The sequence below is a fragment of the Labilibaculum manganireducens genome (genome assembly GCF_963665805.2).
Lineage (GTDB): Bacteria > Bacteroidota > Bacteroidia > Bacteroidales > Marinifilaceae > Labilibaculum > Labilibaculum manganireducens.
In genome coordinates, this window is the sequence record NZ_CAXXEE010000003.1 from 810,360 (window position 1) to 835,594 (window position 25,235).

General features: G+C 36.0%; 20 protein-coding genes. 7 read left to right on the top strand and 13 right to left on the bottom strand.

Annotated elements, in window-relative coordinates; translation table 11 throughout:
• The first annotated feature begins 1 nt into the window (after nt 1).
• Together ACHZAX_RS03235 and ACHZAX_RS03240 are read left to right on the top strand one after the other, a co-directional pair.
• Nucleotides 2-1,513 (top strand): NAD(P)H-hydrate dehydratase, encoded by a 1,512-nt coding sequence (locus tag ACHZAX_RS03235; RefSeq protein WP_320018003.1) that lies wholly within the window; start codon nt 2-4, stop codon nt 1,511-1,513.
• A 76-nt stretch (nt 1,514-1,589) separates the two neighbouring features.
• The gene (locus ACHZAX_RS03240) at nt 1,590-2,732 is read left to right on the top strand and encodes a DUF4831 family protein (RefSeq protein WP_320018004.1); all 1,143 of its coding nucleotides are present in this window, start codon (nt 1,590-1,592) and stop codon (nt 2,730-2,732) included.
• A gap of 88 nt (nt 2,733-2,820) precedes the next feature.
• Here the strand turns inward: ACHZAX_RS03240 and ACHZAX_RS03245 are convergent, their stop codons facing one another.
• From ACHZAX_RS03245 to ACHZAX_RS03270, 6 genes are all read right to left on the bottom strand, one after another.
• Complete coding sequence (locus ACHZAX_RS03245; protein ID WP_320018005.1) at nt 2,821-4,092, bottom strand: adenylosuccinate synthase; 1,272 nt, start codon at nt 4,090-4,092, stop codon at nt 2,821-2,823.
• A gap of 243 nt (nt 4,093-4,335) precedes the next feature.
• On the bottom strand, nt 4,336-4,794 hold the full coding sequence (locus ACHZAX_RS03250) for a Fur family transcriptional regulator (RefSeq protein ID WP_101259429.1): 459 nt from the start codon (nt 4,792-4,794) through the stop codon (nt 4,336-4,338).
• A gap of 101 nt (nt 4,795-4,895) precedes the next feature.
• Entirely contained in the window at nt 4,896-7,142 is a 2,247-nt protein-coding gene (locus ACHZAX_RS03255; protein ID WP_101310092.1) for a RelA/SpoT family protein, read from the bottom strand.
• Between the two features lie 182 nt (nt 7,143-7,324).
• A complete protein-coding gene (locus ACHZAX_RS03260; RefSeq protein ID WP_320018006.1) occupies nt 7,325-8,641 on the bottom strand; it encodes a M16 family metallopeptidase in 1,317 nt (438 codons plus the stop codon).
• 2 nt (nt 8,642-8,643) lie between these two features.
• Nucleotides 8,644-9,882 (bottom strand): M16 family metallopeptidase, encoded by a 1,239-nt coding sequence (locus ACHZAX_RS03265; RefSeq protein WP_320018007.1) that lies wholly within the window; start codon nt 9,880-9,882, stop codon nt 8,644-8,646.
• A gap of 34 nt (nt 9,883-9,916) precedes the next feature.
• Nucleotides 9,917-10,870, bottom strand: coding sequence for an NAD(P)H-dependent flavin oxidoreductase (locus ACHZAX_RS03270; RefSeq protein ID WP_320018008.1), 954 nt, complete (start codon nt 10,868-10,870; stop codon nt 9,917-9,919).
• 373 nt (nt 10,871-11,243) lie between these two features.
• On the opposite strand from ACHZAX_RS03270, the gene ACHZAX_RS03275 reads away from it, so the two are divergent.
• The 3 genes from ACHZAX_RS03275 (at nt 11,244) to ACHZAX_RS03285 (ending at nt 17,037) form a co-directional block, all read left to right on the top strand.
• Nucleotides 11,244-13,019: a chloride channel protein gene (locus ACHZAX_RS03275; protein ID WP_320018009.1), complete on the top strand. Its 1,776-nt coding sequence runs from the start codon at nt 11,244-11,246 to the stop codon at nt 13,017-13,019.
• 306 nt (nt 13,020-13,325) lie between these two features.
• Nucleotides 13,326-15,134, top strand: a complete 1,809-nt coding sequence (locus ACHZAX_RS03280) for a chloride channel protein (protein ID WP_218973095.1) — start codon at nt 13,326-13,328, stop codon at nt 15,132-15,134.
• Nucleotides 15,135-15,261: 127 nt separating this feature from the next.
• Nucleotides 15,262-17,037, top strand: a complete 1,776-nt coding sequence (locus ACHZAX_RS03285) for a chloride channel protein (RefSeq protein WP_320018010.1) — start codon at nt 15,262-15,264, stop codon at nt 17,035-17,037.
• Nucleotides 17,038-17,074: 37 nt separating this feature from the next.
• Here ACHZAX_RS03285 and ACHZAX_RS03290 read toward each other — a convergent pair whose 3' ends face one another.
• From ACHZAX_RS03290 to ACHZAX_RS03300, 3 genes are all read right to left on the bottom strand, one after another.
• Nucleotides 17,075-17,665 carry a hypothetical protein gene (locus ACHZAX_RS03290; protein WP_320018011.1) on the bottom strand — a complete coding sequence of 197 codons (591 nt, stop codon included), beginning with the start codon at nt 17,663-17,665 and terminating at the stop codon, nt 17,075-17,077.
• A gap of 136 nt (nt 17,666-17,801) precedes the next feature.
• The gene (locus ACHZAX_RS03295; protein ID WP_320018012.1) at nt 17,802-18,308 is read right to left on the bottom strand and encodes a hypothetical protein; all 507 of its coding nucleotides are present in this window, start codon (nt 18,306-18,308) and stop codon (nt 17,802-17,804) included.
• A gap of 34 nt (nt 18,309-18,342) precedes the next feature.
• Complete coding sequence (locus ACHZAX_RS03300; protein ID WP_320018013.1) at nt 18,343-18,825, bottom strand: hypothetical protein; 483 nt, start codon at nt 18,823-18,825, stop codon at nt 18,343-18,345.
• A 435-nt stretch (nt 18,826-19,260) separates the two neighbouring features.
• Between ACHZAX_RS03300 and glyA the strand changes: the two genes are divergently transcribed.
• Together glyA and ACHZAX_RS03310 are read left to right on the top strand one after the other, a co-directional pair.
• Nucleotides 19,261-20,541, top strand: a complete 1,281-nt coding sequence (glyA, locus tag ACHZAX_RS03305) for a serine hydroxymethyltransferase (protein ID WP_101310101.1) — start codon at nt 19,261-19,263, stop codon at nt 20,539-20,541.
• Nucleotides 20,542-20,745: 204 nt separating this feature from the next.
• The gene (locus ACHZAX_RS03310) at nt 20,746-21,516 is read left to right on the top strand and encodes a sulfite exporter TauE/SafE family protein (RefSeq protein WP_101310102.1); all 771 of its coding nucleotides are present in this window, start codon (nt 20,746-20,748) and stop codon (nt 21,514-21,516) included.
• Between the two features lies 1 nt (nt 21,517).
• Here ACHZAX_RS03310 and ACHZAX_RS03315 read toward each other — a convergent pair whose 3' ends face one another.
• From ACHZAX_RS03315 to nhaD, 4 genes are all read right to left on the bottom strand, one after another.
• Nucleotides 21,518-22,465: a cell envelope integrity TolA family protein gene (locus tag ACHZAX_RS03315; RefSeq protein ID WP_320018014.1), complete on the bottom strand. Its 948-nt coding sequence runs from the start codon at nt 22,463-22,465 to the stop codon at nt 21,518-21,520.
• Nucleotides 22,466-22,474: 9 nt separating this feature from the next.
• Nucleotides 22,475-22,867 carry an ExbD/TolR family protein gene (locus tag ACHZAX_RS03320; RefSeq protein WP_101310104.1) on the bottom strand — a complete coding sequence of 131 codons (393 nt, stop codon included), beginning with the start codon at nt 22,865-22,867 and terminating at the stop codon, nt 22,475-22,477.
• A gap of 7 nt (nt 22,868-22,874) precedes the next feature.
• Nucleotides 22,875-23,585, bottom strand: coding sequence for a MotA/TolQ/ExbB proton channel family protein (locus tag ACHZAX_RS03325; RefSeq protein WP_320018015.1), 711 nt, complete (start codon nt 23,583-23,585; stop codon nt 22,875-22,877).
• Nucleotides 23,586-23,706: 121 nt separating this feature from the next.
• The gene (nhaD, locus tag ACHZAX_RS03330; RefSeq protein ID WP_101310106.1) at nt 23,707-25,095 is read right to left on the bottom strand and encodes a sodium:proton antiporter NhaD; all 1,389 of its coding nucleotides are present in this window, start codon (nt 25,093-25,095) and stop codon (nt 23,707-23,709) included.
• Between the last annotated feature and the right edge of the window lie 140 nt (nt 25,096-25,235).

The following is a 25,235-nucleotide window of genomic DNA, read 5'->3' on the forward strand; positions in this document are numbered from 1 at the left end:
AATGAAAATATTTACTGCCAGACAGATTGCTGAGATTGATGCCTACACCATAGCGCATGAGCCAATATCTTCCATCGATTTAATGGAACGAGCCGCGGGTCAAATTTTTAAATGGATTACTTCACATTTTCCTGCTCCTCAAAGTTGCAGGATTTTTGCTGGTCCGGGAAATAATGGAGGCGATGGATTGGCCTTGGCACGCATGTTGGCCGATAAAAATTATGCTGTTGAAGTATTTGTACTTGGGATAAATGATAAGATATCGGCTGAAGCTGAGGTGAATCTGGAGCGAATAAGAAATTTGAATACATTGGATTTGTATGAAATGACTTCGATTGAATCGATGCCATGGCTTTTTAAGGATGATATAGTTGTTGATGCAATTTTTGGCTCGGGTTTATCAAGACCTCTGGAAGAATTGGCGTTGGATGTTGTGAAAGCAATAAATAACAGTGATGCAAAAGTTATTGCCATTGATATTCCATCGGGTTTGATGGGAGAGGATAATTCTAAAAATAATTTGAGAGGAATTGTCCGGGCAGATTATACATTAAGTTTTCAATTTCCCAAATTGGCATTTCTTTTTCCCGAAAATGCTGAATATGTTGGTGAATGGGAAGTTTTGCCAATTGGGTTGCATCCTGAAATAATTCAAACAGAACCCACTGCTTACAAGTTATTAAGTAGAGAGTTTGTGAAGTCTTTATTGATGCCCAGGAAAAAATTTGATCATAAGGGAACCTACGGTCATGGCTTGCTTATAAGCGGCAGTTATGGGAAGATGGGTGCAGCAATACTGGCTTCCCGTGCAAGTTTGCGTTCGGGAATTGGTTTGTTAACTACCCATATTCCGCGTTTGGGATATCAAATTATGCAAACAGCAGTCCCCGAAGCTATGGTTAGTATCGATCGTTCGGATATTATTTTTACAGAATATCCCGATTTAAGCCAATTTAAGGCGGTTGCTATTGGTCCCGGAATAGATAAAAAGCAAAATTCTTTTAAGGCAATGATTGATCTTTTAAAGGAAGTAAAAGTTCCGATGGTAATAGATGCCGATGCAATTAATATCATAGGAGAGCATCCTGAACTAAAAGAAGAATTGCCGCTTGGAAGTATTTTTACTCCACATGTTAAGGAGTTTGAACGTTTGGTTGGGAAAAGCGGTGATAGTTATACCCGCAATTGTATGCAGCGGGAGTTTGCAAAAAAACATGGACTAAGTCTGATGTTAAAAGGAGCATATACAGCTATTTGCTGCCCGGAAGGAACTTGTTATTTTAATCCTACAGGTAATCCGGGAATGGCAACAGCAGGTAGTGGTGATGTGTTAACTGGAATAATATTATCTTTGTTATCGCAGGGCTATTCATCACATATCGCGGCAATAATTGGAGCGTATCTGCATGGTTTGGCGGGCGATTTAGCTTCTGTAGATGTTGGTGTAGAGGCTCTTACTGCCAGCGATATAATTGACTATTTACCAAAAGCATGGTTGCATTTAAAAAAATAGTAAGCTTTGTATATTAGTTAGGTAATAATTACCGTTAGTTTTAGTAGCCGATTTTAAATAAAAAATTCAGATTATAATGAACCGAATGATTCTAAGAACTTTATTGGTATTACTTGTTGTAATTTCCTGTCAGTGGTATGCTGGTGCTCAAAAGAGAAAAACGCTGGATACTCCTAATACAGTAGTGTATGCATTGCCTCAAACCGTTTTAAAACTTAATGTGACTGCAGAAAAAACGATTTTGAAAAGAGGTCCTTTCGCCGAATATGCAAAGAAATATCTGAATATTTCGGATGTTGTTTCTGCCGATGGAGTGGAGTGGGAACTAAAATCAATTGATGTTTCCTCTTATGGTGAGGCAGATCCTGAAGAATATCATAAAATTACCACTTCCGTGGATTATGAGCCTAGTTTAATTTCTTTGACTCCTACCGGATTAATGAGAGGTTTTAATTTGGAGAAGAAAATGATATTGAAAGAAGAAAAAGAATCGGTTTTCATTACTGATGATAAGATTGATATAGAATACGGGAAATTTTCAATCGATCCAATAATAAAATATAAAGAGGATACCATTTTTAAAGTGGTGGAAACGGATACTGCTTTTGTAAAAGTTCCGGTTCTGGAAAAGCAGGCTTTGGTAAAATCTTTGGAGGAGAAAGCGGAAGAAGCGGCCCATCAGATATTTAAGTTAAGAAAAAGAAGATTTAAAATATTAACTGCAAATTATGAGGTATTGCCTCCGGATGGAAAGGCTTATGAGATCATTATTAAAGAATTGGAAAAATTAGAAAATGATTACTTATCTCTGTTTGTTGGCAAGAGAGTTGGATTTCAAGAGAATTTTCAGTTTTTATACACTCCTAAAAATGGAGAAAATGGCGGCGTAATTTTTCGAATGTCTCAGCAAGCTGGCCCGGTTGGAGTGAATGATTTGGGAGGAAAACCAATTCGTGTTGATTTTAAAAATTTAGAGATAACAAGAGAGTTGGCAATTATTCCAACAGTTGGAATTGTTCCTCAGAAGCAAATATTTTATAGGATTCCGGGAATGGCTGATGTATCTATTTCTAATGGGAAAGAAATATTATTTCAGAATAGAATGCCGATTGCACAGTTTGGAAAAATTGCGAATATGCCTGCTGAAGTATTGCTGAATGAAAATTACAGTATCGAATTTTTTCCTGATTTAGGATCAATCAAAAATGTAAGTAAATAATGTTTTTACAGAATTTAAAAAAAAACCTGTTTGATTTTCAAACAGGTTTTTTTTGTGAGTCTTAACAGACTTTTATTATATCGCCTGATTAATCAAGCATTCTTTCAATAGTTTGAGCTCTGTTTGGACCAACAGAAACAATTTTAACAGGTACTCCGGTTTCTTCCTCAATAAAATCAATATAAGCATTGAATTCTTCAGGGAATTCATTTTCATGAGTAACGGCAGTCATATCAGTTTTCCAACCTTTAAACTCTGTGTAAACAGGTTTGATATCGTCAGTCATTTCATAAGGAACATGCTCAACTTCTTCACCATTTACAAGGTAAGATGTACAAATTTTAATCGTATCAAAATCGTCCATTACATCCGATTTCATCATGGTTAATTCAGTAACGCCGTTAATCATGATCGAATATTTAAGAGCAACCAAATCCAACCAACCGCATCTTCTGGCACGACCGGTTGTCGATCCAAATTCATTTCCTTTAGCTCTTAGTAAATCTCCATCAGCATCAAAAAGTTCAGTTGGGAATGGTCCCATACCAACTCTTGTGCAATAAGCTTTAAAAATACCAATAACTCTGCCGATTCTATTCGGTGCAATACCTAAACCAGTACAAGCTCCTGCACAAACAGTGTTCGATGAAGTTACAAATGGATAAGATCCAAAGTCAACATCCAGCATAGTTCCCTGTGCACCTTCAGCAAGAATTGATTTACCATCTTTAAGGGCATCATTAAGAAATTGTTCACTGTCGATTAACTGAAATTCAGCTAAAACTTTAATGCCTTCAAACCATTCGGTTTCGTATTCAGAAATGTCGTAATCAAACTCATAAAGTTTGTCAAGCATTAAACGGTGCTTGTCAACTAACGAGTCGTATTTTTCTTTGAAGTTTAATTTGATATCTCCTACACGCAAACCGTTTCTTCCGGTTTTGTCCATATAGGTTGGCCCAATTCCTTTAAGGGTTGATCCAATTTTTGATTTTCCTTTAGCCGCTTCAGATGCCGCATCAAGAATTCTGTGAGAAGGTAAAATTAAATGAGCCTTCTTCGAAATAAATAAGGTTTTGGATAGATTGATTCCAAGTTTTTTTATTCCTTCAATTTCTTTCTTGAAAATTACCGGGTCGATAACAACACCATTTCCAATAACGTTAATCTTATCATCGCGGAAGATACCGGAAGGAATTGTATGCAGAACGTGCTTTATTTCATTAAATTCCAAAGTGTGTCCTGCGTTGGGGCCACCCTGAAAACGGGTGATAAAATTGTACTTTGGGGTTAGTACATCCACAACTTTTCCTTTACCTTCATCTCCCCATTGGAGGCCTAAAAGTACATCAACTTTCATCTGTCTAATAATTTGATAGTAAATCTTAACAAGTAATTATCCAAACCAATTATGATTGGATTTATAAAATTGGTTCGGCTACGCTGTTAAATCTTGAAGAATGTTTGCAAGTTTTAACAGTCAAAGGTAATAAATATTTTTATTTAGGGCAGTTGAAAACAGGTCTTGTTGATAAGTCATTTTTGGGCATAAAAAAACCTCTTATTTAAAGAGGTTTTTGAAAGATATTGATTGTTGATAAACTTAGTTGTTTTCTAATTTTCGACATTCCTGGCAAATTCCGTAGATATATAAGGAATGATGAGAAACTTTGAAGTCCATATCATCAGAAACATTTTTACGAACATCTTCTAAACGGGTGTCGCAAAATTCAAGAACTTTTCCACAACGGGTACAAATCAAATGATCGTGTTTGTTGCTGTCATATGCTTTTTCGAACTGAGCGATATTTTTACCAAATTGGTGCTTAACTACCAATTTACAATCTAAAAGAAGATCTATAGTATTGTAAAGTGTTGCTCTACTGACACGATAGTTTTTATTTTTCATAAAGATATAAAGAGATTCAATATCGAAGTGACCTTCCCGGGAATATATCTCATCTAGTATTGCGTATCTTTCCGGAGTCTTTCGATGTCCCTTTTTCTGAAGATATTCTGTAAACATCTTCTTAACAATTTCTTTAGTGTCTTCGTTGCTCATATCAAAAAATAACCTAGGTGTTATCTAATCTAATTTAAAATAATGGGTCTAAAATAGTGATTTTTTTTAGAACTGAAAGCTTATTTAGAATAAATTTTAATTTAGCTGTATTCTTCAATATTTTCGATACGTTTCACATTATCAAGACCTTTGATCTTGATAAGTTTCATAATTAAATTGTTAAGATCTTCAGTATTGTGAACATAGAGATGGATTAAGCCCTCAAACACACCATCATGGCTTTCAAAGTGCAGCGATCGCATATTTACATCATGATCTTTTGAGATAACATTAGTAACTTCATTAACAATGCCAATTTTATCAATTCCTGTCAATTCAATAATGGCTAGAAAAGACATTAATCGATGACTGGTCCAGTCTGCAGCAAGAATCCGATCGCCCTGACTTGACATTAATTTCAATGCGTTGGGGCATTTCCTTTTGTGAATGGTTACATTATTAGCCATATCCAGATATCCAAGAACTTCGTCTCCAGGTATTGGTTTGCAGCAGGCTGCAATTTTATAACTCTCATTAGCTGCCAATTCTGTAAGCATAAGAGTTTTCTTTTTATCAAGTTCTGGTTTTGCATTAGGAGTTTCAAGGATTTCTTCGTCCTCATTTTCCTCTGAATTGCCAAAAAACTGAAGTTTCCAGTACTTAATAAACTTACTTTTTGATTTTTTTCGAACAACACCATCAATTTCGTTGATGTTGATGTTTCCGATACCAATTTTATAAAATAATTCTTCTTTATTCGAAAGTTTATAGTGCTCCAGCATTTTTCGAAATGCTTTCGCATTTAGGAGAAGACCGCTGTCAGATAATTGATCTTCTATCATTCTGGCACCTTTTAAAGTGTATTCTTTTCTTTCTTTTTTAAAGGCAGATTTAATTTTAGACTTTGCCCGGGCAGTAATTACAAATTCAATCCATTCATATTTGGGTACCTGTTTTTCAGAAGTTAGAATTTCCACCTGATCACCACTTTTTAATTCATGGCTTAATGGCACCAACCGATGATTTACTTTAGCTCCAATACAATGATTTCCAATATCTGTATGGATGTCGTAGGCAAAATCAAGAGTCGTGGCTTTTTTGGGTAAAGTGCGAATGTGACCTTTAGGTGTGAAAACCTGAATTTCCTTTGAAAATAAATTCAATTTAAATTCGTCGAGGAAAGCCATCGCGTCAGCTTCCGGATTATCTAAGATTTCACGAACATCGTTTAGCCACTTATCTAATTCAGACTCTCCACCTCCACTGGTATTGTATTTAGAATGAACTGCAAAACCTTTTTCTGCAATGTCATCCATTTTCTCTGTTCTTATCTGAAATTCGACCCACCTTCCCTGAGGTCCCATGGCTGTTACGTGCAGCGCCTGGTAACCGTTGGCTTTCGGTGTACTAACCCAATCCCTGATACGTTCTGGTTTAGGTTTGTAAATATCAGTAATTAGGGAATAGATATTCCAACATTGGTTTTTCTCAGAAACACCTTCCTTGGGTGTAAAAACGACCCGTACGGAAATGAGATCGTAAATTTCTTCAATACTGGTATTTTGAGTTTCAATTTTATTCCATATAGAGAAAATTGACCTTGGTCGGTTTTTAATGGAGCATTGAATATCTGCTTCTTTAAGTTTCTCCTTAATCGGAGCAATTATGCTCTGTATTATTTTTTGTTGTTTTTCTTCTTGTTCTATTATCTTTTTGGAAATATTGTCAAAGTCATCCGGGTGTTCATATCTCAGACTTAAATCTTCCAGTTCAGATTTAATAGCATACAATCCCATTCGATGCGCTAAAGGAGCAAAAAGAAAAAGTGTTTCGCCGGCAATTTTCATTTGCTTGCGCAATGGCATAGAGTTCAGGGTGCGCATGTTGTGCAGTCTGTCCGCCATTTTTATCAGAATTACCCTAAGATCATCGGATAGGGTTAACAGCATTTTTCTGAAATTCTCTGCCTGCATTGAAGTTTGCTGATCAAATACGTCCGAAATTTTAGTCAGACCATCAACAATTTGGGCAACTTTTTCACCAAAATGATTTTGGATATCTTCAAGGGTGTATTCAGTATCTTCAACTACATCATGAAGTAAGGAAGCTACAATAGATTTTGTTCCAAGCCCCATTTCTTTTGCTGCAATTTGAGCTACAGCAATTGGATGCAAAACATAAGGTTCTCCTGATTTGCGACGCACCTCTCTATGAGCTTCCCATGCAAAATGAAAAGCCTTGTCTATCATTTGTTTACTTTCCGGCTCACGACTCCTTTTGCAATGTTTCAAAAGTTCCTCGTAGGCATCAAGTATTAGTTGTTTGTCTTTTTCGGTTTCACTACTCATAAAAACCCCTTTGTTCTGTATATATTGTTGCTACGATTAAAAGTAGCAAAATCTTATAATTTTAAGATACTATATGTAGGACTTGTTTACCTTTTTTTAACAGGTAATCATTAATATGCGAATTTTCACAACAAATTACCATCCATTAAACTGAAATATTATCCAGTTTGGTAAAAAAAGAATTAATTTGGAAAAGTAACGGCTTCTTCGCATTCCTTCGGTCCGCAGACTATAAGGTAAAGATCATCAAGCTGTAAATACTCATTCGCCAATTCCATTATTTTTTTTGCAGTAACGGCTTTCAAATCCTTAATAAATTGGGCAAAATAGGTGTTGTCTAATCCAAAAGGTAAATTTCCTTTTAATCCATCCGACAAGGCAAAAGGACTGTCTAAATTTCGAAGCAATTCACCTGAAATATAATTTTTCACTAATGTCAACTCATCTTCGGGGATCAATTCTTCTCTTAACCGCTTAATTTCGATGAATATTTCTTGAACTGCAGCCTTACAAACCTCAGCGCCAACCTCAGTAACAATGGTAAAATGGCCATCTTTTAGATGTGAGATCAGGATAGAGTTGATTCCGTAGGTATATCCCTTTTCTTCTCTAATGTTTTGCATCAACCGTGATCCGAAATAGCCTCCTAATATTAAATTTAAAAGTTGCATTCCCGTATGATCTGGGTGAGTTTTCGTGAACAATTTGCGGCCAATTCGGATTGTCGATTGAACAGCATCATCTTTGCATACGAAGGCTGACTTTTCTTTTGAACTTATTATTTTATGGTCGAAATCAATTGACGCACTTTGATTTGTCCATTTATTTTCACCAAATAAATCTTCAACCTCAGATAGTACATTATCATCCACCTTACCAGCTATTATAATATGGCAGTTGTTGGGCGTGTAATGTTCTTTGTAAAATTCTTTAACATCCTGCAGACTGCAATTGTCAAATTCACTACTATCATAAATGTTTGCATAAGGATGATTTTTTCCATAAATCATCTCTGTGAATTTTTCTTTAGCTAAAACATTTGTTTTTTGATGATCAATTTGATATTGCTGTTTTTTATTAGTTAAAATTGTTTTGAATTCTTTCTCGGGAAAAATGGAATTCTTGATTAGATCCGAAATTAAAGCAAGAGTTTCGGAAAAATGTTTTTTTAGGCTGTACAGCGTAACACTTGCATCATGTTTGCTCGCCGAAAATCCAATGTGAGCCCCAAGGAAATCAAATTTCTCTGCAATATCAGATGCTGATAAAGAGGAGGTTCCCTCGTTAAGCATTGTGTTGGTTAAAGTAGCAATTAGCGGTTTTTTCTGTTGCCAGATTCCAGCATTAAAAATAAATTCAATTTTCACAACATCCTGACTGCCACCATTAATGATGTGAACGGGAATGTTGTTGCTCAGCGAATGTTTTAGTGAGGGCAGAATTTCAACGCTATCTACTGTTTTGAATTCGGGAGCTGTGTTTCTGTATAAATTTTCCATTCCTATTTTTTTGAGTAGTAATAAAGTGTAGAGCAATTTTCTTTTCTGAAAATTTTAGCGGAACTGTTTAAAATGTCAGCAACACTTACTTTCTGATATTTTTCCACTTCTTTATTAATGTCGTCGGCATCACCTAGTAATTCATGAGTAGCCAAGTTCATAGCCTTGTTTAAATAGCTGATTTCTGAAAATACTAAGCTTGACTCCACCTTATTTTTTACTTTCTGAAGTTCGTACTCATCAACTTTTGTTGTGGCCATTTTATTCAGTTCTTCCCAAATGGCAGCTTCTGCTGTTTCCATGGCTACACCTTCAACCATTTTTCCTGATATCAGAAACAATCCAGGTTCAAATTCACCTGTAATATAAGCGTCGATGGAAGAGAATAAATTCTTTTCTTTTACCAAAGATTGAAAAATACGTGACGATTGCCCGTTAGACAAAACATCCGAAACCAAATCAATGATATAGAAATCCTCGTCCATTCTTTTTCCCATATGAAAGGCCATATAGATTGCATCGAATGGTACGTTACTTTCGATTCGTTTGCTCCGAAATTCATTTTGAGTTGGTTCAACAGGAAGATTTCTTTCTTGAATTTCTCTTCGTTCAATTGGTCCAAACCATTTTTCCGATAGTTCTTTAACTTGTTGAGTATCCACATTTCCTGCAACTACCATAATGGCATTATTGGGTGCATAATGGTGAAAAAAGAAATCTTTAACTTCTTCTAAGGTAGCTTTTTCAATGTGATCGATAGATTTTCCAATTGTAGGCCACTGGTATGGATGTTCTTTATAGGCCAAAGGGCGAAGGTGTAACCAAACATCGCCGTAAGGCTGATTGAAATATCGTTGTTTAAATTCTTCAATGACTACACTTCGCTGCACTTCCAGACTTTTTTCGCTGAAAGCAAGACTCAGCATTCTGTCGGATTCCAACCAAAAAGCGGTTTCTAAATTTGCTTTTGGAACAGTAAGGTAGTAGTTAGTGATGTCATTATTGGTCCATGCATTGTTGTCGCCTCCTACCATTTGCAGGGGTTCGTCATAATTTGGAATATTTATCGATCCTCCAAACATGAGGTGTTCAAAAAGGTGAGCAAATCCGGTTCTTTCAGGATTTTCATCTTTTGCTCCAATATTGTATAATATATTTACGGCAGCCATTGGAGTGGTTTCATCGCGATGCACAATTACCCGCAAGCCATTCTTAAGTGTAAATTTATCAAATTCAATCATAGTTTCTTCTGTGTAATTTAAGAATGGATACGCCTTAAAAGTTATATTTATTGGATTGTAATTGAGCCAGACTCTCTTGATATTCCTGTTCTATTTGGGATATAATTTCAGAAACGGTTTGGATTTTAGTGATTAGTGCTGAAACCTGCCCAATCTCCAATTCTCCGTCATCCAAATTTCCTTCAAACATGCCGCTTTTAGCGCGGCCTTTTCCTAAAATTTCCTTCATTTCTTCCGGAGATGCACCTCTGCACTCCGCTTCATTCACTTGATTGAAAAAATTATTTTTAACCAAACGAGTAGGGGCTAATTTTTTCAAAGCCAGTTTTGTTCCGCCTTCACCTAGTTCCAGTACCGATTTTTTAAAATTTTCGTGAGCCGATGATTCTTCAGAAATAGCAAAACGGGTTCCCATTTGAACGCCATCAGCTCCTAATATCATTGCAGATAACATGCTTTCTCCGGATCCAATTCCACCAGCCGCAATCAAAGGCAATTGAGTGGCTCTTCGAACCGAAGGAATTAATGTCATTGTAGTTGTTTCCTCTCTTCCGTTATGTCCTCCAGCTTCAAAACCTTCAGCAACAACTGCATCAACACCAGCTTCTTCGCATTTTTTTGCAAAAAAAGCACTTGATACAACATGCACCACCGTAATATCATGTTCTTTTAAAAATGGAGTCCATTTTTTAGGGCTTCCTGCCGATGTAAATACAATTTTAACACCTTCTTTTACAATGATGTTCATGATCTTATCCATTTCAGGATAAAGTAATGGAACGTTAACACCAAATGGTTTGTTGGTTGCAGCTTTTGCTTTCTGAATGTGCTCCTGAAATGTATCAGGGTGCATCGATCCGGCACCAATTAAACCTAATCCTCCGGCATTACTAACAGCCGTTGCCAACTTCCAACCTGAGCACCAAACCATTCCCCCTTGAATAATTGGGTATTTAATATTGAAAAGAGATGTTATTCGATTTGTCATTTTCTTTAAAATCTAATGTTATTCAATCAAAAAAAGACACAAGAACAAAGATTGTATGCTTGTGTCTGTTAAGTATGAATCGGTGATGATGCAAATTTAGAAAAATTCTTGATAAGAATAAGACGTGGAAGTATGATTTTAAGCATACCTATTCAACTTGTTACTCTTTTGAACGTAGTAATATGATCTGACAGATGTTCTTTAGATCTATTATATATATCAGATTACATTGGATTATTTTTTCGATTAGGGAGTTGCTTCTTGTATCTTAAGGAAGATATTCTTTATTTTAAGCTTCGAATGAAGGAATTTGGTGAACGATTGGCAATTGGTTGCGTTGGAATCGTGAGATTGGTTTTATTTAAATTTTAGGGTGAAAAAAAAATCATTATTAGGTCGTTTTTTAGTTTGGCGTTTAAAGCACATAAATAATCGTCAGTTTATTTCAATGTTAGCCATTATTATTGGTGTAACATCAGGAATAGCAGCAGTAATTATTAAAAATTCTGTGCATTTTATAAGTTCTCTTCTTCACCGTAATGCCTCTCCGGAATATGAAAATATTCTGTACGTGATTTATCCCACTATTGGAATTTTAATGGCTGTTTTATTTATAAAATATGTAATCAGACGTCCGGTTCGGCACGGTATACCTAATGTACTGTATGGCATTTCAAAATCCAATGCTCAAATTAGCCGGCACAATATGTTCTCATCGGTTGTAACATCGGCTCTAACAGTTGGATTTGGTGGTTCTGTTGGTTTGGAAGGACCAACCGTGGCGACCGGAGCTGCTCTTGGTTCAAATATTGGCCGTTTATTTCACTTAAATTACAAGCATATTACATTGCTTTTGGGGTGTGCCTGTGCGGGAGCAATGGCTGCCATATTTAAAGCGCCGATTGCCGCAATTGTTTTTGCTTTGGAAGTAATTATGCTTGATCTTACCATGTGGTCTTTAGTCCCGCTTTTGTTAGCATCTGCATCAGCTATAATCACCTCTTATTTCTTTCTGGGAATGGATGTTTTGTATCCTTTTAAGGTGCAAAACGGGTTCATTATGTCGGATTTACCTTACTACATTGTTTTGGGGATTTTCACCGGTCTGATTGCCACTTATTTTACAAAGTGTTACATGTTTATACATGGTATTTTTGAGAAGATTGATTCGATTTATAAGAGATTAATTTTTGGAGGATTATCACTTGGAGTTATTATCTTCTTTTTTCCTTCTTTATTTGGTGAAGGTTACGATGCGATAAATTCCTCTCTGTCTGGAAATTACTCTTATCTGTATAACAATTCATTTTTCTATTCTTTTCAGGATAGCTTTTGGATGATTATTGTTTTGTTGGTCATGGTGATATTTTTTAAAGTAATTGCTTCTTCAATTACTTTTGGAGCAGGTGGTATAGGTGGTATTTTCGCACCAACACTGTTCATGGGCGTTAATGCTGGAGTTTTGTTTGCAAAACTTGTGCAGCATCTGGGACTACGGAATTTAGAGGTTAATAATTTTGCTCTTATTGGTATGGCAGGAATGATCGCAGGAGTATTGCATGCACCGTTAACCGGATTATTTTTGATTGCCGATATATCAGGAGGATATCAATTGTTTGTTCCTCTGATGATTACAGCTACGGTTTCTTATGCTACCGTAAAAACCTTCGAAACACATTCTGTTTATACAATACAGTTAGCCAAACGCAAGGAGTTGATGACACACGATAAAGACCAGAATGTGCTGTCGTTGATGCGTGTTACCAGATTAATAGAGAAAGACTTTAGTACCGTAAATTCAGATGCCACATTAGGTGAATTGGTGAAAATTATTGCTAAAGCACATCGAAACATATTTATTGTAATTGATGAAGCTAATAATTTTCAAGGCATTGTAAAACTGGATGATATCCGGGAGATCATGTTTCAGCCGGAGAAGTATGATGACGTATTTGTTCGGGATTTGATGGTTGTTCCTGAGGTTGTTATTCAGCACGACGAGTCGATGGCTGATGTGGCCAGTAAGTATCAGTATTCCGATAAATTTAACTTAGTTGTTCTTAATGAAGGTAAGTATTGTGGGTGCGTATCGAGGGCACAGATTTTTTCTACTTACCGTCGTATGTTAAAGCACTTTTCAGAAGACTAATAAAATCGAAAACTAAGTTCGTTTCTTATACTGTGATATAACAAACGTTTGCTTTGTTTGTGCTGGTTGACAGTGATTTAATTTGTATTGGGAAAAGTTTATAAAATTTCCTGTCAAAAGGTTTTCTCCTTACTAATTATCTGTTACTTTTGCACTCCGTTTGAAGAGCTGTTATATAAATGTATAGTCTAATAAGTTCAGATAATCAATGGGATACATAAAATTAATGAAATCGCTGGATTTTTTTATGTAATTCTCTATTGGGTCGCCTGACTTCTTCAGCCATCCGACCAATACGTATTAATAATGTCGTTAGACATAAACGTTGATTTTTTAGAAATGAAGAATAAAAGCTTGCTTTCCCGGTTTTTAATTTGGAGAGTGAAGAACATCAAGGAACGACAGTTCGTTCTACTTTTAAGTTTTTTAGTGGGTCTTGTAAGTGGTTTGGCTGCGCTTCTGTTAAAGAATGCAATTCATTTTACACACCATTTTTTAACGCATCGATTGCATGTTGATTCAGCCAATCTACTGTATTTGGCTTATCCGGCAATTGGAATTTTATTGACTGTTTTGTTCGTGAAGTTCTTTGTTAAGGATAATATTGGTCATGGTGTGTCGCGGATCCTGTACGCAATTTCGAAGAAGAATTCTCAGATAAAATCTCATAACAACTACTCTTCAATTATCGCCAGTACTTTAACAATTGGTTTTGGAGGATCGGTTGGAGCTGAGGCACCGGTAGTACTTACAGGAGCATCCATTGGTTCGAATCTGGCTCGCTTATTCCACATGAATTACAAAATTGTAACTTTAATGATAGGATGTGGTGCGGCAGGTGCAATTGGCGGTATTTTTAAAGCCCCTATGGCTGGAATGATTTTCACATTGGAAGTTCTCATGCTTGATTTAACCATGGCTTCTTTAATTCCTCTTTTAATTTCATCAATTACCGGAGCCAGTGTTACCTACTTTTTTATGGGAAAAGCTGTCTTGTTAAGCTACGATGTTACAACCCCTTTTGTGATTAATAATATTCCTTACTATATTATTTTAGGTGTTTTCGCAGGTTTGGTTTCTCTTTATTTTACCCGCTTTTCAATGTATCTGGAATCTATATTTGGGAAGATTACCAACTGTTATCGAAAAATGGTTGTTGGAGGTATTTTACTGGGGATAATGATTTTCTTATTTCCTCCGCTTTATGGAGAAGGTTATAATACCATTCAATCTTTGCTGAATGGCAATCATACTGATTTAGTAAATAATAGTATATTCTATTTTCTGAAAGACAATTATTGGCTGTTGTTAGGATATGTTGTGCTGGTTATTGGTTTTAAGGTGATTGCCTCAACTGTTACTACAGGTAGTGGAGGGGTTGGAGGTATTTTTGCACCTTCTTTATTTTTGGGAGCTGTTGCTGGATTTTTTGTGGCCCGGGTAATTAACGGATTTAATTTTATTAAGCTTTCCGAAAGCAATTTTACCCTTATCGGGATGGCAGGGATGATGGCAGGTGTTATGCACGCGCCTCTTACAGCAATATTTCTTATTGTTGAAATCACCGGTGGCTACGCATTGTTTGTACCAATCATGATTACAGCAACCATAGCTTATCTTACAATCATGTATTTTGAGCCGCATTCAATTTACACCAAACGATTGGCAAAACGCGGCGAGCTGATTACCCATAATAAGGACAAAGCGGTTCTTACACTTATGAAAATGGGTAAGGTGATCGAGACGGATTTGAAACGAGTGAATCCGAACGCAACTTTAGGAGAATTAGTGAAGATTATTTCGCATTCACAACGGAATATTTTCCCTGTAGTTGATGAGGATGAGAAATTGTTGGGAATAGTGTTGTTGGATGATATCAGAGACATCATGTTTAATCCTGAGATGTACGATGATACATACGTGTGGAGTTTAATGATTATGCCGCCTGCAATTTTGGATGTTGATGCTCCTATGGATAAGGTGATGCGAAAATTTGAAGAAACAGGAGCCTGGAACCTTCCGGTTGTACAGAATGAAAAATATTTGGGGTTTGTCTCAAAAGCGAAAATATTCAATGTCTATAGAAGAGTTTTGGTGCATTTCTCGGATGAATAGATATTTACGATTGGTTATTAGATTTGTTAAGGTCCATTTTGCAATTGCGAAATGGACTTTTCTTTTTTTGTAAATAACTGATATTAAGATTCAATTTATTAAATTAGGACTAAACCAATTGAATTTCATGATCGGAAACACGCGATGGCGTCGATTTCTAATATGGAGACTACGTCGCATCAACAATCGGAGTTTTATTTTAATTCTGAGCGTACTTATCGGTATTGCTTCCGGAATGACTGCACTTGTATTGAAAACAGCAGTCTATCGCGGGCGTGAGTTTTTGCTGGAAGGAATCAATTGGAGTTATCAGAATTATTTGTTTTTTCTGTACCCGATGATTGGGGTTGGCCTTACTTTGGTATTCAGAAAATACATTCTTCACGATCTCGCAAAACACAATCTCACATCACTATTACATGCAATATCAAAAAGAAATAGTATTGTTAAATTGCACAAAACCTATTCATCCGTTATTGGAGCCATTATCACTGCAGGATTTGGAGGTAGTATCGGTCTTGAGTCTCCAATCATTTCTTCGGGAGCGGCTATCGGATCGAATATGGGGCGTAATTTTCATTTAAACTACAAAGAAATTACTTTGATGTTGGCTTGTGGTGCATCGGGAGCAATTGCAGCTATTTTTAATACTCCTATTGCAGCCATTGTATTTGCTTTGGAGGTATTATTAATCGATTTGTCGCGGTTTTCCTTAATCCCCTTACTAATGGCCTCGGTTAGCGGGGCAATAACAACAAAGCTTTTTTTTGATGAGGATATATTGATTGAGTTTGCTATCATTCATCCTTTTGTGATACGGGATATTCCCTTTTTTATTTTACTGGGCATTCTCTCAGGACTTATTTCTGTTTACTTCACCAAAACATTTCTTTGGATTGAAAAACGATTTGAACAATTTAAGTTTCTGAGACACAGAATGCTGATTGGAGGACTTTCTTTAGGAATACTCATATTTTATTTTCCCGCTTTATATGGAGAAGGCTATAACACAGTAAAAGCATTGGTGGGTGGGAATCTTGCAGAGGTTTTTCGTTCAAGTTTATTTGAGGATTATACTGATGTTTGGTATATGGTAGTTATTTTTATCGGAGCTTTGGTTTTTTTTAAAGTGATTGCAGCCTCAATTACTTTAGGTGCAGGTGGGATAGGCGGGATTTTTGCTCCTTCGGTTTTTACAGGAGCGATGCTGGGCTTTTTGTTTGTATTTGTATACAATCATTTCGAGTTGGGGGAGCCACTCTCAGAGAGTAATTTCACATTGGTTGGTATGGCCAGTGTTCTTGGCGGCGTTTTACATGCGCCATTAACGGGAATCTTTTTGATAGCAGAAATAACGAGTGGATATGAGCTCATTGTTCCACTGATGTTGTCAACTACTATTTCTTTTATTACTGTAAAAAGTTTGCAAAAAGAGTCGATTATTACTGCACAGTTGGCTAAAAGAGGAGAGTTGATTACTCACAATAAGGATTTGGCTGTTTTACGTTTTATGCAACTGTCAAAAGTGATTGAAACGGATTTAATAAGCATTTCGGAAGATGGGAATTTAGGTGATCTGGTGAAAGTGATATCCAAATCGAAGAGGAATATATTTCCAGTGCTTACCGAAGAAGGTTATTTAATCGGGATCATTTTGCTCGATGAAGTTCGTGAAATCATGTTTAATGATGAATTGTATTCTACACCCATTAGTAGTTTAATGATTATGCCTCCGGCATCAATATCTCTTACCGATTCAATGGAAAATGTGTTGGCCAAATTTAAGGAAACAGGAGCCTGGAATTTACCAGTTTTGGATCAGGGAAAATACGTAGGATTTGTTTCAAAATCCAAATTATTTTCTGCTTATCGGCAACATTTGTTAGATATAACTGCCGATTAAGCATTTTCTTGTAAAGGAACTATTCTTGCTGCAAGGATTACAAATCGATAGATTTACTTTTATCGTTCCGATGCTTCCAATATATAGAATCTCTTTGTTGAAAATATCTTTTTTGCTTTTTCATAAAATCATTGTGCAATGAGTCAAGATTTCGATGCATCTTTTCATTGTGTCCCTTGGAAAAATTCATGTGCTCTTCCATTATTTTCTCCATTTTTTGAAGAATATCATTGTGACTGGAATCACGGGAGAAAAAATCATTATTGAAGGATTGAGGATCGAAAAAATCATCATTAAAGAAATCTTCGTTGAAAAATGGATGGTGAAACTGGTTGTTTCCCGAACTGTCCTGATTAAGAAAATGCTCCAATTGTTCCTGCATCTTTTTTCTCATCTCATGGATGTCCGAAAAATTATGAAAGGCAGAGTCGGGAGTAATCTGTTGGCAGCTATCCGATGACCAAGTGTAAACATAGGTGGAATCATATCGAATCAGGTTTCCATCTTTATCAAATTCCTTATTTACTTTAATGTCCTCGTTGGGTTTTGTTTTTTTATTATTGTTTTGAGAAAATCCGGAAAGGGAAAACAGTAAGATCAAAACAAAAAATACATATTTAGTTCTCATTTTAAGTAAAGTTTAGTTTCCAATATCACTGTAAATTTACAAAAAGAGTGATTTTATTCCGAGTTAAATAATTTTAAAAAGTATTAAAAAAGCCACTCGGAACGAGTGGCTTGCATCTAATATCTTGTTGGTTTTGCTAGTCCATGTGTTTTAATTGCAATGCATAAAGGATGACAAATAAAGTAACTATCGCTCCTCCGATTAAGGAATTTGTCATTGATGCATCAAAATCGATTAAAACCAAAGGGACTAACACCCAAAAGTAATTTACAATGGTGTATAAGAAGAAACCATTCTTTTTCAATTTAAACATCATGAAAACGCCAAGTAAACTTAATAATGCAAAAAGACAATTTACACCAGTTATCAGACCCAGATTCTGAGACATTTTCTCTAGTACTATGATTCCATTTTCAGTGCTTTTGTAGAAAAAACCAGAATCCATTCCTGCCTGTTCTAATTGATCCATTGCGGTCGTTAATTTTTCCATTTGAGCAGGATAAGTGCTTTCAAATGTTGCATACTGATATACAGAATACAATAATCCAAATCCACCACTACCAATAAGTGATAGGATACAAAGAACGGTTAAGAAAGTTGGTCTTTTTTTAGGGGCTTCAATAGTTGTTACATTTTCTTCCATAATAGTTTGGTTTTTTAGGGATAATAAATATTAATTAATTCATTTTATTAAGGTTGATAGCATAAAGGGCAATAAATAGGATGGTGAATATACTTCCAAATAAGATTCCAATATTAACAAATAAGTTAAATCCAATAAACACAGGAGCTACAAAGAGAAGCAACACCTGAGCTGCAGAATAAATATAAAACCCTGTCTTTTTTAATTGAAACATTAGAATGGCACCTGTTAAGCTTGCTGCATACAATATGAATTGAGTCAGCGAAATTTCAAAAATATGTTGAAGCGCTTTTTGTCCCATTTCAAGCGCTTGTTCTACAAATTTTCGGGCATACTCATCATGAACATTGTCCAGTGCGTTTTCAAAGAACTCAGGATCCAGCAGATTTTGGAGAGGAGACATAATCATCCCAAGGATATTTTTTAAAACACCGAATCCACTTCCAATAAAGGTAAGAATGCATAAGGCAGTTAATAGTCCCGGTCTTTGTTTAGGGTTAATGTCTACGATTTCCATGATGGTTTGGATTTGGGTTAATTGCAATGTTAAATTTACAATAAATGCCTTAAGTTGCGAAATGAAAATTTAGAATTTAGATTTTATGCGCTTATTGAAAGGTGAGTTGCGATTTTTACAAGATGATTATTGGTTTTTACAGCTTCATGAAGTTTTGTAAGAATGTAGTGAGATCTGGGATTTTAATTGATCAATTTTCTATATGCTTTATAAATATTCATTTAAGGATGAATTATGCAGGAAATAATTTTTTTAATATGCTGATTTGTCTAATTTTGAACCTGCACTTTCAGGAATCTGTAATTTTATTTTTTTTGTGGTGCATCATCTTTTCAAGGGGGAGTAAATACTTTATCGATAAGGAATTATATTCCTTCTAAACACTAACAAATCATTAATTCATTTCGATTTATTTCGGAAAAAAGACAAACAACAATGGAAAGAGATATTCAAATTTTCGACCTAATTGATCAGGAATACCTACGTCAAAAGAATGGTATTGAACTAATTGCTTCTGAGAACTTCGTGAGTCAGCAAGTAATGGACGCAATGGGCTCATGCCTGACAAATAAATATGCTGAAGGATATCCAGGAAAGAGATATTATGGTGGTTGTCAGATAGTAGATCAAACTGAACAATTGGCTATTGACAGAGCATGTGAATTGTTCGGAGCAGAATATGCTAATGTGCAGCCACACTCTGGAGCACAGGCAAATGCAGCAGTATTTTATGCATGTATGCAACCAGGAGATACATTCCTGGGATTGGATTTGTCACATGGAGGTCACTTATCACACGGTTCTCCGGTAAATCTTTCCGGTACTTTGTATAATCCCGTTGCTTATCATGTAAAAGAAGAAACAGGTACAGTAGATTACGATGAGTTAGAGCAGTTGGCTTTGGAGCACAAACCAAAAATGATTGTTGCCGGAGCATCAGCTTACTCCCGCGATTGGGATTTTGTTCGTTTGCGTGAAATTGCAGATAAAGTAGGTTGTTTGCTTATGGCGGATATCGCTCACCCTGCAGGATTAATTGCAAAAGGATTACTAAGCAATCCAGTTCCTTACTGTCATATTGTGACTACAACAACTCATAAAACTCTTCGCGGACCACGTGGAGGATTGATTTTGATGGGAAAAGATTTTGAGAATCCTTGGGGACAAACAACTCCAAAAGGGGAAGTGAAAATGATGTCTCAGGTATTAAATTTTGCTGTATTCCCAGGACAACAAGGCGGACCTCTTGAGCATGTTATTGCTGCTAAAGCGGTTGCTTTTGGTGAGGCTTTAACCGATTCATATAAAGAGTACGCTGTTCAAATGCAGAAAAATGCAAAGGTAATGGCAGCAGAATTTATGAAATTAGGGTATAAAGTTATTTCCGGTGGAACAGATAACCACTCAATGTTGGTTGATCTTCGTTCTAAATTCCCTGAAATTTCGGGTAAAAAAGTGGAAAATGTATTGGTGCAGGCTGATATTACAATTAATAAAAATATGGTTCCATTTGATACTCGTTCTCCATTTGCAACATCTGGTTTGCGTGTTGGAACTCCTGCAATTACAACCCGTGGTTTAAAAGAGGAGCACATGCCAATTATCGTTCAAATGATTGATGAGGTAATTAGTAACATCGAAAGTGAAGAGGTTATTGCTTCTGTTCGCGAGCGCGTAAACGAAATGATGTGTGAGCGACCAATGTTTGCTTGGTAGGCTTATTTCACAAATATAGTAGAAGAGGAGAATTTGATTCTCCTCTTTTTTTTGTTCAATATTCTGAGAAATGCTTCGCAATTATTGGTTTTATATTTATGAATAATATGTATAATCCAATTAATTTCTAAAAGGTATTTTGTTTTTTAACATGTTTTGTTTCAATTTTTATTTTTAGTTTAAACGCCTAAAAAAGATGAAATTATGGAGTGGTATTATTATATTTTAATTGTAATTGTCGGCGTTTTTTGTGGGTTTCTAAATACGCTTGCGGGTAGTGGATCAATTATTAGCCTGGCTATGTTGATGTTTATGGGACTTCCCGCAAATGTCGCCAACGGCACTAATAGAATTGCCATTTTAATGCAGAATATTGTTGGGGTCAGCAGTTTTAAAAAGCAAAAAGTATTTTCTTTTAAAGAAGGGATTTGGCTGGCACTTCCAGCCATTGTCGGATCGGTAATTGGAGCAGGCCTGGCTGTTGAAATCAATGAGGATATGATGCAGAAAACCATTGGAGGTTTACTTATTTTCCTCTTTTTTATTGTGCTTTACAAACCGGATGCGTGGGTGAAAGGACAAGCTGGTTTAATTCGATCTAAGCCGAGTATCATACAAATTGTAATTTTCTTTTTTATAGGATTGTATGGTGGATTTATACAAGCCGGGGTTGGATTTTTTCTTCTTTCAGGATTGGTGTTGGGAGCAGGTTTTGATCTTGTTAAGGCAAATGCAATTAAGGTATTTATTGTTTTACTTTATACTCCATTTGCTTTGGGCGTTTTTGTTATGAACGGACAAGTTGACTACAAAATTGGTTTTATTCTTGCTGCAGGAAATATGATCGGCGCTTATATTGCGGCTAATTTTGCTGTTAGTTTAGGAGCTAAATTTGTCCGTTACATTCTTTTAGCGGTAATTATTTTCGCCTCTCTCAAGTTTCTTGGAGTTTATGAAATGCTTGGATTGATATAAATCAATCCAATTGAAAATGATAAGTGATTGATCCCTGTTGAAATGCAGAAGCTTTTGGGTCAGAATTGAAAACGGCTTTCATTGCGGCCTTTCTGGCCGCTTCGAACAGGGTAGAGTTACTGGTTGTAGAACCTGGCATTCCAGGTCTTGCATTAACTACTTTACCATTTCTGTCAACAGTTATTTCAACTACCACTTTTCCGCTTTCTTGCAGGTTGTATTGTGGTTTAGGGATGGACATAGAGTTTCGGCCTTTTAAATCGTACGAAACTCCTTTATTTCCTAATCCGGAACCACTGTAATTATCGGAGTCTGGAGATCCGTTAGGATCACCTTGATTACCCGATGGAAATGTTTTGCCCTGCGATGAATTTGAGGAAGTTCCCTGACCAAAAACGTTTTTTGCCTTGTTGTTGATGTTGGCAATTTTTTCCTGTCTTTCCGCTTCTTCTTTTTTAAGTTTCTCTATTTCAGCCAAACGTTGTTTTTCAGCCTCGGCTTCCTGTTGTTGTTTAATCTCTTCCAGCCGTTTCTTTTCGGTTTCGATTTTTTTCAGTCGATCTTGTTCTGCTTTTATTTTTTTATTTTTTTCAACTTCAGCCTTTTTTTTCGCAATTTCCTTTGCCGAAGGAACAGAAGGAGCTTCTTCGCTGTCTTGAGTAAGAATTTTTTCGTTGGCTGAACTTGCTGATTTTTCCGGTTTCGATTGAGAAACTTGTGGTTTTGTTGCAGGTTTCGAAACAGCAGTAATAGCTTGAGTTGACTGAGAAGGAGCCGGATCTTTTTTTCCCAGTCCCTGATTCGTATTCCCAAAATTCACCAAAATACCTTCTTCTTCTGGCAGAGGAAGTGGCGTATGAAAGCCTAGATAAAATAGTATAGCAAGCAATCCAATGTGGAAAATTATAGTTCCAACTAATCCAATTCGTTTCCCCTTAGAATTACTCATCTGATAAAATTATTTAGCTCTTGTTGCCAATATTAACTTGTACTTGTTGTTTTTCGCGATATTCATTACCCGAACAACTTGTTCCATAGGTACAGATTTGTCAACGTGCAGAGATATGGTTGGATCTTCTTCTCTGCCCAAACGTTTTTGCAGACGATTTTCAAGCTGTGAAAATGGAATAGGAGTGGTTTCAATAAAAAAGTTAAACTCCTTATCGATAGAAACTGTAGTTATTGGTTTTGCCGAAGTTTGATTCTTACTTTGCGGCAAGAGTAATTTTAGTGCGTTTGGTGCGATAAGGGTTGATGTTACCATAAAGAATATAAGCAACAAGAACACAATATCTGTCATTGATGACATACTAAAATTAGGATTTACCTTGTTTCTGGTTTTTAATGCCATGAGCTAATTACTTAATTGGTTCGTTCAATAAATCCATAAATTCGGTAGTGGTTGCCTCCATAGTGAAAATGACTTTTTCAACCTTTGCCACCAAAATATTATAAGCAAAATAAGCAATTATCCCTACAATAAGACCAGCAACCGTTGTTACCATTGCAGTATAAATACCGTGTGACAGAAGGGATACATCAATATTATTGCCAGCAGTGGACATATCGTAAAAAGCCTGAATCATACCCATTACTGTTCCAAGGAATCCAATCATAGGAGCTGCGCCGGCAACAGTAGCAAGAGTAGGTAGGTTTTTTTCAAGTTTAGAAACCTCAAGATTGCCGATGTTTTCAATGGCAGCATTAACATCATTTAGTGGTCGTCCAATTCGCTTAATTCCTTTCGAAATCATTTTTGACACAGGAGTGTCATTCGACTCACAAAGAGCTAATGCCGAATCCATTTTTCCTTCATGAATGTAATCTCTGATTCTGTTCATGAAATTTGAATCTACTTTTGTTGCTTTTCGTATGGCATAAAATCTCTCAAAAAAAATGTACATCGCAATACCCGAAAGTACTATGATTGGAACCATAATCCATCCTCCTTTAAAGGCCAGATCGATAAAATTAAGAGAAATTTCGGTGGCTTCTGTTCCTTGTCCTTCAAGTATGGCTTCATTTTGTGCCGCAGTTTGAATCCCAGCTAAAATCAAAAGATAATTCATATTTACTATTTTCAAGTTAAATCTAACACATAAAAAAACGAGATATAATACAGAATATTATATCTCGCTAAATTAATATTATTGTTTTTGATTCTCGATACAAAAACAGGAAATTCTAATTTTAATGCAATAAGACTGCTTCGAGGTAGTAAACCCCGGCACCAGCAAGGTATCCGGCTAAAGCCAGAAGTGAAATCTTTTTCAAATACCAGATAAAATCGATTTTTTCCATTCCCATAGCTGCAACACCGGCAGCAGATCCAATAATCAAGATGCTTCCTCCTGTACCAGCACAATAAGCTAAAAATTCCCAGAATAAACCATCCTGAACAAAGTTGGATAGATATCCTACGGCTCCTGCACCTTCAATAGAATACATTCCCATTGCTCCTGCTACCAATGGCACATTATCCACAACAGATGAGAGTATTCCAATAATTAGGTTGATGATGTAAATGTTATGAATGTTTTCATCCATATATCTGGCAAGAATATCTAAATGCCCTGCGGATTGTAAACTTGATACGGCTGACAATATACCTAAAAAGAAAAATACAGTAGGTACATCAACTTTTTTAAGAACCCCAATAACAGTTAGTTTTCTCTTATCTTCATGAGTCTTGTTTTTATGCATAATTTCAGTAACCACCCACATTGTACCTAATCCAAATAACATTCCAAGGTAGGGAGGTAAATGGGTTATGGTTTTAAATACAGGAACAAATAGTAAGGCTGACACACCCAGACAGAGAATGAAAACTCTTTCCTTATGTGTAGTGTATTCTTTTTCATCCCCATTTACATCAGTAGGACGCTTAATGATTCCTTTCATTGAGAAGGAAACGATGATTAGTGGTACAATCATTGTGAACAAAGAGGGAAGAAATACTCCGGTGACGATTTTAAGAGTTGTTACCTGTCCTCCAATCCAAAGCATAATTGTTGTAACATCACCGATGGGAGACCAAGCACCTCCTGCATTTGCGGCAAGTACAACCATTGATGCAAAAAACCAACGGTTTTCTTTGGCCGAAATTAATTTACGGATAAGGGCAACCATCACAATCGTTGTAGTTAAATTATCCAAAGCTGCAGACATGAAGAAGGTTAAAAAACTTAGTACCCAAAGTAGTTTAACTCTATTCGTGGTTTTTATTTTATCAGTAATGATTTTAAATCCTTGATGCTGATCTATGATTTCAACAATTGTCATTGCTCCTAAAAGGAAGAAGAGAATGGCTGATATTTCAGATAAATGATGAAGAACCTCATGATGCACAATAAAGTCAAGCATTCCTTCATGAGAATCAGCACTCGGGTTTATTGCAACATATTCATTCCAGGCTCTGCTAACGCCGGTTGAAAGAATATCTACTCCTCCAAATACGTAAAGAACCCAGGTTATAACTCCGATTAATAGAGCAGAAGCTGCTTTGTCAATTTTTAGGGGATGTTCCAGAGCGATAGCTGTATATCCGAGAACAAAAACCACAACCATTAGTGTAAACATAGTAATAGATTATTTTTGAATGAATTAATTTTTACTAGATAAGATGCTAATATAGCAATATTTGCTATTTAATATCCGAGGTAATTAAAGAAAAAAACCTCTAACTAATTCTGCTGAAAAACATTGAACTGGCAATTTAA